Origin of the sequence: Pseudomonas sp. B329, assembly GCF_023127835.1 — a bacterium.
GTDB lineage: Bacteria > Pseudomonadota > Gammaproteobacteria > Pseudomonadales > Pseudomonadaceae > Aquipseudomonas > Aquipseudomonas synxantha_A.
In genome coordinates this window covers 59,942-72,836 of record NZ_SPKP01000007.1, presented here as the reverse complement: position 1 = coordinate 72,836, position 12,895 = coordinate 59,942, and the positions used below count along the sequence as shown (strand labels likewise).

Here is a 12,895-nt window from a genome sequence, read left to right as displayed (position 1 = left end):
GATCCAACGCGTGACGAAGGATGGCAAACTAACATCGCGGGAATGGCGCGCCAATAAACTGACTAAACTTTAGGAAATTTCCTACAAACTACTAACATTATGATTTTTAACGAAAATATTAAAAAAGAATAAATACTGAATGAAATCTTGAAGGATTTTCCGACCAGCGGTATCAGATTTGATAGACATTCAACACGCACACAAACGATCGGACTATTCGGCCAACACCGGTTCGCGTATGAGTATTTGATTGATTTAAGGAATGTCTGGACGACAACGGGAATCTGAGCAGCCGCTGACCCAAGGTCGACTCGGACAGGCCAAATGACAGGCAAAAAAAAACCCGGAAATCCTCACTTGTGTGGGCCTTCCGGATTTTCTAAACCGCCAAAAATGGTGGGTCGTGTGGGATTCGAACCTACGACCAATTGGTTAAAAGCCAACTGCTCTACCAACTGAGCTAACGACCCGCTGTGTGGTGGCGCGTATAATACTGATTTCTAAGGATTATTCAACACCTTATTTGAAATAAATCAGAAAAAACGCATTTGAACGGTAATTCGGTGGGTAGAACGCCTCTCACAGCCGCCGGATCAGCGGCCCGGCTCGTCGTTCCACAGGTATTTATGCAACTGCAATTGCAGGCGCACCGGCAGGTTGTCGGCCACTACCCAGTCCGCCAGGTCGCGAGCGTTGAGGTCGTGATGGCTGGGCGAGAACAGCACCTCGCCCGCGCGACGCTCAAGACCATACTGGATCAGCTTGGAAGTCGCCCAGTCATAGTCGTCACGGGAACAGATGACGAACTTGACCTGATCGTTGGCCGTCAGCAAGTCGATGTTCTCGTAGCGGTTGCGGTGGGCTTCCTTGGAGTCCGGGGTCTTGAGGTCAACCACTCGGCTGACGCGCGGGTCGACCGCAGAGATGTCCAGGGCGCCGCTGGTTTCCAGTGAGACCTCGTAGCCGGCGTCACACAGGCGCTTGAGCAGTGGGATGGCATTGGGTTGCGCCAATGGCTCACCGCCCGTCACGCAGACGTAGCGCGGCCGGTAGCCGGCAACCTGTTCCAGGATGTCGTCGAGGGTGCGCACGGTGCCGCCGCTGAAAGCGTAGGCGCTGTCGCAGTATTGGCAGCGCAATGGGCAGCCGGTGAGCCGTACAAATACGGTGGGCAGGCCAGCAGTGCGCGTTTCACCCTGCAACGAGTAAAAGACTTCGGTAATACGTAATGTGTCTTGCATAGTCGCCACGGGCGTAACAGCTAAACAGGCTGTCCGCCTCCGTCAGGCACTTCAAGGGATTGCGCCAACGCGTCAACCCCAGGAAGCGTGTTTCATAAAAGGGCGTGGATTCTAACGAAAAAACCCGCGACAAGCGCGGGTTTCTTCTAAACGGGCTGCACTGCTTACAAGCGTTGCAGGTCCCGCTGGGCCAACTGCGCGGCGGAGGTACCCGGATACTGGGCAACCACCTGTTGCAGAATGCCTTTGACCTTGTCGGTGTGACCCAGTCGGCGCTCTACGTCAGCGAGTTTGTACAGCGAATCCGGAACTTTGGCGTGCTTGGGGTACAGCTGGCTGACCTTGGCAAAAGCCTGGCCAGCCGCCTGCAAATCACCCTTTGCCAGGTTAACCTCACCCAACCAGTACTGGGCATTGCCTGCGTACTGGCTGTTGGGGTATTTGCGCAGGAAAGCGGTAAAGGCCTGGCTGGCCTTATCGAAATCCTTGGCCTTGATCAGGTCGAAGGCTGCATCGTAATACAGTTTTTCCTTCGCTGGATCACCCGGCTCGCTGCTGGCGGCAGGGGCGGCAGCAGCGGCCCCCGCTGCGGCGCCACCGGCAGCGGCACTGGGTGCGCCACCGGCAGAAGAATTATCAGGAGTAGCGGCAGGTGCAACACCGGCTCCAATACGACGATCAAGATCCTGGTAACGCTCCAGGCCTTCTTGCTTCAGCTGACGCACTTCATTTTGCAGAACTTCAATGGTGCCTTGCTGCTGCGCCAATTGATCCTGCATGCGTTGCAGCTGGTTGAACAGCTCGCCCTGTGCCGAGGGAGCGGACGTAGCCGCTCCCCCCGCATAGGCGCCGTTCGTGCCATAACCTGCTGGCGGATAACTGCTCCCGCTATTGTTATAGCCTGAGTTGCTATCCGTTACAGGAACCGCAGCCCACACCGCAAGCGGTGCGAAGCTGAGAGCCAATACAGTCAGAGCACGACGGCACGTTCGCATGACGAATTACTTACGCAGTTCGACGCGACGGTTCTGAGCCCACGACTGTTCGTCGTTGCCAGTTGCAACTGGACGCTCTTTACCGTAGGAAACCAGTTCCAGTTGGCCTGGAGCAACACCTTGCAGTACCAGGTAGCGCTGAACGGCTTTCGCACGACGCTCGCCCAGTGCCATGTTGTACTCACGAGTACCACGGGCGTCAGTGTTACCTTCCAGAACAACGCGAGCGCCGTTAGCTTTCAGGTCCTTTGCGTGAACGTCCAGAGCGCGCATGGCTTCTGGCTTCAGGTCCGAACTGTCGTATTCGAAGTAGAAAGTGGTGATAGCGCGCAGAGCAGCTTCTTCGCTCAGGGAGCCGTCGACCGCACCAGTGTTGGCGCCGTAACCAGCGTTTGGATCAACAGCAGCGCCTTCACCGGCATTGTCGCCGCCTTTAGAGGAGCAACCAACGGCTACGGACAGAGCCAGAGCCAGAGCAGCAAACTTACCAAACTTCAGCATTTCCATCGTGAAACTCCTAATGAACCCCAGTGTGTTAAGTACTTCTTTTTGTAGCGCCGCGTCAGTTCAGGTAAGGGGACCAGGATGGTTCTCTGACTTCGCCTTGTGCGGTAGGAAGTGGGAGCCTTACGCGTCCATTGATGGACACGAGCATCAAGACTCCCCGGCCCTGCTGGCGGGTGGCGTAGATTACCATGGTGCCGTTGGGCGCAACAGTGGCTGACTCATCAAGGTTGGTGTCTGTAAGGATTTTTACCGTTCCACGCTGCAAATCCTGGGCCGCAACCCGGAAATTAGTGAAACCATCCTGACGGTGGATCATCACCAACGTCTTTTCATCGGCCGAAAGCTTGGGGTTGGCGTTGTAGTTACCGATAAAGGTCACACGCTCAGCACCACCACCGTTCACGTTTGCCTTGTAGACCTGAGGCTTGCCGCCACGGTCGGAGGTGAAGTAGATGGTCGAACCATCCTTACCCCAGAACGGTTCGGTGTTGATGCCCGGGCCGCTGGTCACGCGACTCAGTTGGCGCGAGGCCATGTTCATCACGTAGATATCCGGGTTGCCGTCCTTGGACAGCACGAAAGCCAGGCGCGAACCATCCGGCGACCAGGCTGGCGCACCGTTGAGGCCTTCAAAGTTGGTGATCTGCTCGCGACGACCCGTATCAATGTGCTGCACAAAGATACGCGGGCGACGCTGTTCGAACGATACGTAGGCAATACGCTTGCCGTCCGGCGCGAAGCGCGGCGACAGGATTGGCTCGCGGGACTGCAGCAAGGTCACTGCACGTGCGCCGTCGTAGTCCGAACGTTGCAGGGTGTAGCGGGTGTTGTCTACAGAGAAACGCTCAGCCGTGACATACAGCAGACGCGTCGAGAACGCCCCTTTGATACCGGTGAGCTTTTCAAACGACTGGTCCGAGATGTAGTGGGCCATGTCGCGCAGTTGCTCGGCGGTACCCGATACGCTGCCGGTCAGGACCTGCTGCTCGGTGGCCACGTTGAACAACGTGTACTGGATCTGCAGGCGACCACCGGCCGGCGTGATGTTGCCGACCATCACGTACTGCGCGCCCACGGCTTTCCAGTCACGGAACACGACTTCGCTGGCCTGGTTGGGCTGGCTGATCATGTTGCCTTTGGGAATCGGCGCGTAGTAACCGGAGTTACGCAGGTCGTCGCTGACGATCTGGGCCATGTCGTCCGGCAGCACGCTGCCGCCCTGCCAACCGAAGGGTACGACTGCAATCGGAGTAGCCCGATCGCTGCCGCTGGTTACCAGGATGTTCTTTTCATCCGCCGCCGCTATCCCTGCCATACAGCAAATAACGACAAGCATTCCTCGAAGAAGGTTTCTCACAAGGCTAGATCCTCAGGTGTGAATGTCATCTTGAATGAACGATAGGGAGCGAAGTCACTTGGTTTCATTCCCTGCATCTCGGTCAACCGGCCAATATTCTTGACTGCGGCAACCGCTGAACTGTCGAACGTACCGTCACCACTGGACTTGGCCACGCTGACCGAAGTCACCGTACCGTCCGGCAACATGCCGATCTGCAGCACTACTGTCATGCCTTTGCGTGCCGAAGGTGGACGTGTCCAGCCTTCCGCTGCCCGCGCTCGAATCAGATCGTCGAAACTGCCCGCGACTTCATCACCACGTTCATCGGCCAGGGCTTGCTGACGCTGCGGCGTGTCGGAAAGCAAATCTGCCAGGGCCTGGGCCTTTTTCTCTTCGGCGGATTTGCGTGCTGCTTCCTGGGCCTTTTTCTTGGAGGCGTCGGCGGCAGCTTTCTTCTTCGCTTCGTCGGCGACTTTCTTCTTCGCCTCGTCTGCTTCAGCTTTTTTCTTGGCGTCTTCGGCGGCTTTCTTCTTCGCGTCTTCGACTATCTTTTTCTTGGCTTCTTCAGCGGCCTTTTTCTTGGCCTCTTCCTCGGCAGCCTTCTTGGCTTCTTCTTCAGATTTCTTCTTGGCTATATCAGCCAATTGTTTCTCTTCAGCCTTTTTGGCTTCGGCAGCTTTCTCGGCTTTCTTGGCTTCATCAGCCTTTTTCGCCTCGTCGGCTTTCTTGGCTTCGTCGGCCTTTTTCGATTCCTCGGCCTTTTGAGCCGCCTCTTCTTTCTTTTGTTCCGCAGCAGCCTTCACCGCTTCCTGCTCGACCTTCTTCTGTTCCATCTGCTCGACTTCAGTCTGGCGCGCAGCCGACTTCTGGGCCTCACCTGCAATCTTCTGATTGGTCTGGGTGGTGGCCTGGCTTTTCGATTTCAGCTGATACAGGGTCGCCTGCACGATCGGCTTGGCTGGCGGCAGGTCCGGGGTCATGGCAAAGCTGACAAACAGCATGCCGAACACCAGGACGTGCAGGGCTATCGCCCACACGCCAGGCCAGAAGTAGCTTTCCGAGGCGGACGGCTCTCGCTGTTGCTGCATCAGGGCGCCTCGGTAATCAAGCCAACGTTACCGACGCCGGCTTTCTGCAGCCCGCCCATGGCACCCATGACGGAGCCGTAGTCGACCGATTTGTCGCCGCGGATAAATACCTGAGTGTGCTTGCCGCCTTCGTTGCCGGAGCGAATGATCTTGGTCACCGCATCGGTCATCGCCGGCAAAGTCAGGGCCTTGTCCTGCTGCTTCTGGGTGTCGACTTCGCTGCCAAGGTTCCAGTAATAGGTCTTGTCAGCCTTGATCGAAATGGTCAGGACCTGCGTGTTGTTGTCCTGCGGCAAGGCTTCACTGGAAACCTTGGGCAGATCAACCTTCACGCCCTGGTTGAGCATCGGCGCGGTCACCATGAAGATCACCAGCAGCACCAGCATCACGTCGATGTAGGGCACTACGTTCATCTCGGCGACCGGCTTGCGCTTTTTGCGAGCTCGAGCGATTAAAGCCATTGGGAATTACCTGCTTATTCTTCGCTGGTGTGCACTTTACGGTGCAGGATCGCCTGGAATTCATCGGCGAAGGTGTAGTAACGGCCGATCAAGGTTTCGCTGGTTGCGGCAAAACGGTTGTAGGCGATTACTGCGGGGATAGCGGCAAACAGGCCGATCGCGGTGGCGATCAGGGCTTCGGCAATACCCGGGGCCACGGTGGCCAGCGTGGCTTGCTGGGCCTGGGCCAGGCCGCGGAAGGAGTTCATGATCCCCCATACGGTACCGAACAGGCCGATGTACGGGCTGACGGAACCGACGGTGGCGAGGAACGGCAGGCCCTGCTCGAGTTTCTCTTCTTCGCGGGAGATGGCCACGCGCATGGCACGGGCCACGCCTTCCATCACCGCTTCAGGGTCGACACCCGGCTGCTGGCGCAGGCGCGAGAATTCCTTGAAACCGGCACGGAAGATCTGCTCGACGCCCGAATCCGGGTCCGGGTTGCTGCCGGCCTGGCGGTACAGTTTGGACAGGTCGATACCCGACCAGAAGCGCTCTTCGAAGCTCTCCAGGGCACGTCGACCGGCGCGCAGCATGTTGCTGCGCTGAAAAATCATGACCCAAGAGGTAACCGATGCGGCTACCAGGGTCAGCATGACCAGTTGAACCACGACACTGGCATTGCTGACCAGGCTCCACATGGAGGAATGGTCGACGACGGTAGGTTCCACGCTAAATCTCCTGCTTTGATTGTTTACCCGCGCCGCTCACGGCGGCAAAGGCCGCGCGTAGAGTTTCGGGAATGGCCCGAGGTTTCAAACTGTTGGTGCGTACACATGCCACCAGGAACTGCCCCTCACAGAGCAGCGTTGCATCCGTTGCCCGCCTGACCTGCTGTTTGAATCGCAGGCTGGCACGGTTCAATTCGATGACCTCAGCGCTGACCAGCAATTCATCGTCCAGTCGCGCCGGTGCGTGATAACGCGCATCGCTGGAATGCACGACGAATAACAGGTCCTCCCCTGCCAGCGTGGATTGGGCAAAGCCCAGCTCCCGTAGCCGCTCGGTTCGAGCCCGCTCCATGAATTTCAGGTAGTTGACGTAATACACGATGCCGCCGGCATCGGTGTCCTCGTAATAAACGCGACAGCGATGTGCGAACGACTGATCCCCGTTTTGCGCGCGCATACTCTAGTGCTTACTCCTCAGGTTGCCAATCCGGCTGGACAACTGTTTTTTCATTCCTGAACGCTTTTGCAGTGACTCAAATGACGACGCCAGACACTGGGACAGCACAAAGCTCAGATAAATCGTCCGGCGTCAGCTTTTTAATCGTCCACTGCATCAAGGAATTCGTCTACCGCAGGCATCTCGCCCAATCGTGACGGAATGTTTAGCCCAAAGTGCAAATAGGCATGGCGCGTCACCACCCGGCCCCTCGGTGTACGCATGATATAGCCTTGCTGGATCAGGTACGGCTCCAGCACATCCTCAATGGTATGGCGCTCTTCACTGATAGCCGCCGCCAGGCTGTCCACGCCGACCGGGCCACCGTCGAACTTCTCGATCATGGTCAAGAGTAGACGTCGGTCCTGGTGATCGAAGCCGTGCTCGTCCACGTCCAGCAGGTTCAAGGCCAGGTCCGCGACCGCCTTGGTGATGTGCCCTTTGGCACGCACTTCGGCAAAATCGCGCACGCGGCGCAGCAAACGGTTGGCGATACGTGGCGTGCCGCGGGCGCGCCGGGCGATTTCAAAGGCGCCTTCCGGGTCCAGGGGCAAGCCAAGGATGCTCGCCGAACGGCTGACGATGGTCGCCAGATCAGCGGTGCTATAGAACTCCAGACGTTGAACAATGCCGAAACGGTCTCGCAGCGGGTTGGTCAGCATACCCGCACGCGTGGTCGCGCCCACCAGGGTGAAAGGTGGCAGGTCAAGCTTGATCGAACGGGCTGCCGGGCCTTCGCCGATCATGATGTCGAGCTGGAAGTCTTCCATCGCCGGGTACAGCACTTCTTCGACAATCGGTGATAACCGATGGATCTCGTCGATAAACAGTACGTCATGGGGTTCAAGATTGGTCAGCAGCGCTGCCAGGTCACCGGGACGCTCCAGCACCGGGCCGGAGGTGGACTTGATCGACACGCCCATTTCCTGGGCGATGATATTGGCCAGGGTAGTCTTGCCCAAACCCGGCGGGCCGAAGATCAGGGTGTGGTCCAGGGACTCACTGCGCCCGCGCGCGGCTTGGATAAACAGCTCCATCTGCTCGCGCACGGTAGGCTGGCCGATGTATTCGGCCAGGCTCAGGGGGCGGATGGCCCGGTCCTGGACTTCTTCACGGTCACGCGGGCCGGTGGCCGCGATCAGACGATCAGCTTCAATCACTTAAATCATTCCCTTCAGGGCTCGGCGGATCATGTCTTCGCTGCTCAGGTTCTTGTCCTTGATGGCCGATACCGCCTTGCTGGCCTCCTGGGGCTTGTAGCCCAAGGAAATCAGCGCACTGACCGCATCGCTTTCGGCACTGGCGACCTGCCCTGCCGGCATATCCGGTTGGTTCGGCACCAGGGCGAACATGCTCGGTACAACTTCCCAGGCCTTGAAACGGTCCTTGAGTTCCACCAGCAAGCGCTCGGCGGTCTTCTTGCCCACACCCGGCACCTTGGTCAAGGCCGAGGTGTCCTGGGCGGAAACGGCACGTACCAGCTCATCCACTTCCAGGCTCGACATCAACGCCAGGGCCAATTTGGGCCCCACGCCATTGAGACGAATCAGCTCGCGGAAGAAATCGCGGTCGCGCTTGCCGATGAAACCATAGAGCAGTTGCGCGTCTTCACGCACTACCAAATGCGTGTGCAAGGTTATCGGCTCGCCGACCGACGGCAAGCGGTACAACGTGGTCATGGGCACTTCCAGCTCATAACCCAACCCATTCACATCCAGAATCAGGTGCGGCGGCTGTTTTTCGGCCAGGGTGCCGCGCAAGCGTCCAATCACGGTTCAGATCCTTAAAGCTGGGGGTCAGATCAGGGCCTGACCGCAAATAACCAATGCGCTGATGCTATCAGAGACGCAGCCGCCCGCCACGACTACGTGCCGTTCCCAAGCCGTGAGGCAGCAGGCTGGAACGGGTATGTGCATGGCAAATGGCGATGGCCAGGGCGTCGGAGGCGTCGATCTGCGGTTTTGAAGTGAGCTTGAGCATGTGCATGACCATCATCTGCACCTGTTCCTTGTTGGCTGCACCGGTGCCGACCACGGCCTGTTTGACCTGGGTCGCGGTGTATTCGGCGATTTCCATGCCCTCTTCGGCGCCTGCCACGATAGCTGCACCCCGGGCCTGGCCAAGCTTGAGCGCCGAATCGGCGTTCTTGGCCATGAAGACCTTTTCGATGCCCATGGTGATCGGGCCGTAGGTCTGGATGACTTCACGTACGCCGCGATAGACGATCTGCAGCCGCTCGGCCAATTCCCCTGCGCCGGTGCGGATGCAGCCCGAGGCAACATAGATGCAGCCGCGCGGGGTCTGCTGCACCACGCCAAAACCGGTGATGCGCGAACCGGGGTCGATACCTAGGATTAAAGTCATAACGCCTGCGAGTTGGATAAACACATTTTTTGATACACAGAGACTCTAATGTGGGAGGGGGCTTGCTCCCGATGAGAGAGTGTCAGTAAGTACATTTGTGACTGACCCACCGCCATCGGGAGCAAGCCCCCTCCCACACAAGCCCCTCCCACATTGGGATATTCATCGTTCTTAAGTGAGCTGTTCGGCCACAGACTCAGGGATGTCGGCATTCGAATACACATTCTGCACATCATCCAGGTCTTCAAGCATATCCAGCATCTTCAACACCTTCTGCGCCCCCTCCAGGTCCAGCTCGGCACTGGTGGTCGGCAGCATCACGATTTCCGCGTCGGTGCCGCTGAAACCAGCAGCTTGCAGGGCATTACGCACGGCGTAGAAGCTGGCGAACGAGGTAAACACATCGATAGAGCCGTCTTCGTTGGTGACCACGTCGTCGGCGTCCGCTTCCATCGCGGCTTCCATCAGCGCGTCTTCATCGGTGCCAGGAGCGAAGGTGATCTGCCCCTTGCGTTCGAACAGGTAAGCCACCGAACCATCCGTGCCGAGGTTGCCACCGCATTTGCTGAACGCGTGGCGCACGGCTGCGGCGGTGCGGTTGCGGTTATCGGTCATGCACTCGACCATCACCGCCACGCCGCCCGGGCCGTAGCCTTCATAGGTCAGTTCGACCATATCGTCGGTGTCGGCCGCACCGGCACCACGAGCCACGGCGCGGTCAATGATGTCGCGGCTCATGTTGGCACCCAGCGCCTTGTCCAGCGCCAGGCGCAGACGCGGGTTAGAGCCCGGGTCACCGCCGCCCTGACGGGCTGCGACGGTCAGTTCGCGAATCCACTTGGTGAAGATCTTGCCCTTCTTGGCATCCTGACGCTCTTTGCGGTGCTTGATGTTCGCCCACTTGGAATGGCCAGCCATAACACAACTCCGAAATTCTCTAGAAACCTTATCAATCCCGCCCCCGGCGGGATTTCCCTCTTTTAAACGCAAAGGCGCATCCGAAGATGCGCCTTTTTGACTGCGTACAACCTTATCGCGCTTTCACGCTGCAGCCTTACTCAGCCTTCGGCGTCTCGCGCAGACGGATGTGCAGTTCGCGCAACGCCTTGGCATCCACCACACCCGGGGCCTGGGTCATGACGTCCGCAGCGCTCTGGGTTTTCGGGAAGGCGATCACTTCACGGATCGACTGGGCGCCGGTCATCAGCATCACCAGACGGTCCAGGCCGAACGCCAAACCACCGTGCGGTGGCGCGCCGTATTTCAGGGCGTCGAGCAGGAAGCCGAACTTCTCTTCCTGTTCCGCTTCGTTGATGCCCAGCAGGCGGAACACCGCTTGTTGCATCTCTTTGCGGTGGATACGGATCGAACCGCCACCCAGCTCAGTACCGTTGAGCACCATGTCGTAGGCACGGGACAGTGCGCCTGCCGGGTTGGCTTCCAACTCCTGCGGGGAGCACTTCGGCGCGGTGAACGGGTGGTGCAACGCGCTGAAGCTGCCGTCGTCGTTCTCTTCGAACATCGGGAAGTCGACGACCCACATCGGTGCCCATTCGCAGGTCAGCAGGTTCAGGTCGTGACCGAGCTTGATACGCAGCGCGCCCAGGGCTTCGCTGACGATCTTGGCCTTGTCGGCGCCGAAGAACACGATGTCGCCGTCAACGGCACCGACGCGATCGAGGATCGTGTTCAGGTTGGCTTCAGGGATGTTTTTCACGATCGGCGATTGCAGGCCGTCAACGCCGTTGGCGCGCTCGTTGACCTTGATGTACGCCAGGCCCTTGGCACCATAGATGCCGACAAACTTGGTGTAGTCGTCGATCTGCTTGCGCGGCATGCTCGCGCCGCCAGGTACGCGCAGGGCAGCAATGCGGCATTTAGGGTCGTTGGCCGGGCCGCTGAACACCTTGAAGTCGACATCCTTGAGCTGGTCGGCCACGTCCACCAGTTCCAGCGGGTTACGCAGGTCTGGCTTGTCGGAACCGTAGCGGCGCATGACTTCTTCGAAGGTCATGTGCGGGAATTCGCCGAACTCCAGGTCCAGCACTTCCTTGAACAGGTTGCGGATCATCTGCTCGGTCAGGCCCATGATCTCTTTTTCATCGAGGAAGCTGGTCTCGATGTCGATCTGGGTGAATTCCGGCTGGCGGTCAGCGCGCAGGTCTTCGTCACGGAAGCACTTGGCGATCTGGTAGTAACGGTCGAAGCCGGCCACCATCAGCAGTTGCTTGAACAGCTGCGGCGATTGCGGCAAGGCGAAGAAGCTGCCGGCGTGGGTACGGCTAGGCACCAGGTAGTCGCGCGCGCCTTCCGGGGTAGCCCGGGTGAGGATCGGCGTTTCGACGTCGAGGAAGCCGTTTTCGTCGAGGAAACGACGGATGCTGGTGGTCATGCGCGAACGCAGGCGCAGCTTCTCGGCCATTTCCGGACGACGCAGGTCCAGGAAGCGGTAGCGCAGGCGGGTTTCTTCGCCAACGTCGGAGTATTCGTTGAGTGGGAACGGCGGGGTTTCCGACTCGTTCAGCACTTCCAGCTCATAGCCCAGCACTTCAATGCCGCCGGACGCCATGTTCTTGTTCACGGCACCGGCAGGACGCAGGCGAACCTTGCCGGTGATCTTGACGACGTATTCGCTGCGCACGCGGTCGGCGGCGGCGAAGCTCTCGGCGCGGTCCGGGTCGAACACTACCTGGGCCAGACCATCGCGATCACGGATATCGAGGAAGATCACCCCGCCGTGGTCGCGGCGACGGTGAACCCATCCGCAAAGGGTGATTTCCTGACCTTCCAGGGTCTCGTTCAGTTGGCCGCAATAGTGGCTGCGCATCATGGTCGTGGTTTCACTTCTCGTAATTCGAAATTCGGTGGCAGGCCCGCCTCGTCACCGTACATTAAAGCAGGGGACGGATAATGCAGGAGCCTGCGCGTAGAGTTCAACTCAGTCTGCTTTGTCGCCGCCGGCCAGGTTCTTCTTGGCACCGGTCTTGAAATCAGTCTCGTACCAGCCGCTGCCGCTCAGGCGGAAGCCCGGCATGGACAACATCTTCTTCAACTCAGGTGCCTGGCAGGCAGGGCAATCGACCAGCGGCGCTGCGCTGATCTTCTGAATGGCTTCCAACTGGTGACCACAGGAAGCGCATTGATAGTCGTACATGGGCATGGAGATGTCTCGGCGATCAGATCGTTACAGCGCCACGCCCTGCCCTGTGCATAAAGCCCCGGCATGCGCAGCAAAGCGCGGGATTATATCTGGTAAATCGACACAGCGCAGCCGGCTTTCTGCCCCGGGGCCGGCCCACAAGGATGAAGGCCGGGCCCAGGGCCGCCGGGCTACGACGCGAAGGTGCCCTCAGCGGCGGGAGCAACCCGGCCCTTGAGCACGTGAACCACGCACACCACCCTCACCAGCCCACTGAAGTTCTTCACGCCTCCGTAACGCAAATGCACTTCCCGATCGACATAGGACAACAAGGCACTGACCGAACAGGCATTGATCCTGGCGATCTCCGTCAGGATGTTCCAGTAGATCTGCTCAAGCCGCAGGCAGGTCGAAAACCCATTGAGCCTGACCGACCGCGACAACGGCTTGGCCAGTCCCATATCGAACCCTTTTGCAAAAGGGTCGACCTTTATCTTGTGAAAACCACAGGTTTCCATCACTCCTTTACCCATTCCACGTGACATACACCCGACA

General features: G+C 58.7%; 15 protein-coding genes and 1 tRNA gene. All 16 read right to left on the bottom strand.

What is annotated here, in order from left to right; genetic code table 11:
- Nucleotides 1-394: 394 nt before the first annotated feature.
- Nucleotides 395-470, bottom strand: a tRNA-Lys gene (locus E4P00_RS04695).
- 123 nt (nt 471-593) lie between these two features.
- Nucleotides 594-1,241: a 7-carboxy-7-deazaguanine synthase QueE gene (gene queE, locus E4P00_RS04690; RefSeq protein WP_014719712.1), complete on the bottom strand. Its 648-nt coding sequence runs from the start codon at nt 1,239-1,241 to the stop codon at nt 594-596.
- Nucleotides 1,242-1,405: 164 nt separating this feature from the next.
- Nucleotides 1,406-2,236 (bottom strand): tol-pal system protein YbgF, encoded by an 831-nt coding sequence (gene ybgF, locus E4P00_RS04685; protein ID WP_056791158.1) that lies wholly within the window; start codon nt 2,234-2,236, stop codon nt 1,406-1,408.
- A 6-nt stretch (nt 2,237-2,242) separates the two neighbouring features.
- On the bottom strand, nt 2,243-2,743 hold the full coding sequence (pal, locus tag E4P00_RS04680; protein ID WP_003193861.1) for a peptidoglycan-associated lipoprotein Pal: 501 nt from the start codon (nt 2,741-2,743) through the stop codon (nt 2,243-2,245).
- Between the two features lie 55 nt (nt 2,744-2,798).
- On the bottom strand, nt 2,799-4,079 hold the full coding sequence (gene tolB / locus E4P00_RS04675) for a Tol-Pal system beta propeller repeat protein TolB (RefSeq protein ID WP_032803700.1): 1,281 nt from the start codon (nt 4,077-4,079) through the stop codon (nt 2,799-2,801).
- A 17-nt stretch (nt 4,080-4,096) separates the two neighbouring features.
- The gene (gene tolA / locus E4P00_RS04670) at nt 4,097-5,170 is read right to left on the bottom strand and encodes a cell envelope integrity protein TolA (protein ID WP_005790902.1); all 1,074 of its coding nucleotides are present in this window, start codon (nt 5,168-5,170) and stop codon (nt 4,097-4,099) included.
- Complete coding sequence (gene tolR, locus E4P00_RS04665) at nt 5,170-5,622, bottom strand: protein TolR (RefSeq protein ID WP_161793227.1); 453 nt, start codon at nt 5,620-5,622, stop codon at nt 5,170-5,172. Before tolR ends, tolA begins: the two co-directional genes overlap by 1 nt.
- Before the next feature lie 23 nt (nt 5,623-5,645).
- Entirely contained in the window at nt 5,646-6,341 is a 696-nt protein-coding gene (tolQ, locus tag E4P00_RS04660; RefSeq protein WP_003193865.1) for a protein TolQ, read from the bottom strand.
- A gap of 1 nt (nt 6,342) precedes the next feature.
- Nucleotides 6,343-6,798 carry a tol-pal system-associated acyl-CoA thioesterase gene (gene ybgC / locus E4P00_RS04655; RefSeq protein WP_248130789.1) on the bottom strand — a complete coding sequence of 152 codons (456 nt, stop codon included), beginning with the start codon at nt 6,796-6,798 and terminating at the stop codon, nt 6,343-6,345.
- A gap of 140 nt (nt 6,799-6,938) precedes the next feature.
- A complete protein-coding gene (gene ruvB, locus E4P00_RS04650; RefSeq protein WP_005790907.1) occupies nt 6,939-7,997 on the bottom strand; it encodes a Holliday junction branch migration DNA helicase RuvB in 1,059 nt (352 codons plus the stop codon).
- Nucleotides 7,998-8,609, bottom strand: coding sequence for a Holliday junction branch migration protein RuvA (gene ruvA, locus E4P00_RS04645; protein ID WP_003175802.1), 612 nt, complete (start codon nt 8,607-8,609; stop codon nt 7,998-8,000).
- 67 nt (nt 8,610-8,676) lie between these two features.
- Nucleotides 8,677-9,201, bottom strand: coding sequence for a crossover junction endodeoxyribonuclease RuvC (gene ruvC, locus E4P00_RS04640; RefSeq protein ID WP_076949748.1), 525 nt, complete (start codon nt 9,199-9,201; stop codon nt 8,677-8,679).
- Between the two features lie 171 nt (nt 9,202-9,372).
- On the bottom strand, nt 9,373-10,119 hold the full coding sequence (locus E4P00_RS04635; protein ID WP_032879699.1) for a YebC/PmpR family DNA-binding transcriptional regulator: 747 nt from the start codon (nt 10,117-10,119) through the stop codon (nt 9,373-9,375).
- A gap of 136 nt (nt 10,120-10,255) precedes the next feature.
- Nucleotides 10,256-12,031 carry an aspartate--tRNA ligase gene (aspS, locus tag E4P00_RS04630; RefSeq protein WP_248130787.1) on the bottom strand — a complete coding sequence of 592 codons (1,776 nt, stop codon included), beginning with the start codon at nt 12,029-12,031 and terminating at the stop codon, nt 10,256-10,258.
- Between the two features lie 108 nt (nt 12,032-12,139).
- Nucleotides 12,140-12,361 (bottom strand): zinc ribbon domain-containing protein, encoded by a 222-nt coding sequence (locus E4P00_RS04625; RefSeq protein WP_003193872.1) that lies wholly within the window; start codon nt 12,359-12,361, stop codon nt 12,140-12,142.
- Nucleotides 12,362-12,531: 170 nt separating this feature from the next.
- Entirely contained in the window at nt 12,532-12,885 is a 354-nt protein-coding gene (locus E4P00_RS04620; RefSeq protein WP_032803701.1) for a ribbon-helix-helix domain-containing protein, read from the bottom strand.
- Between the last annotated feature and the right edge of the window lie 10 nt (nt 12,886-12,895).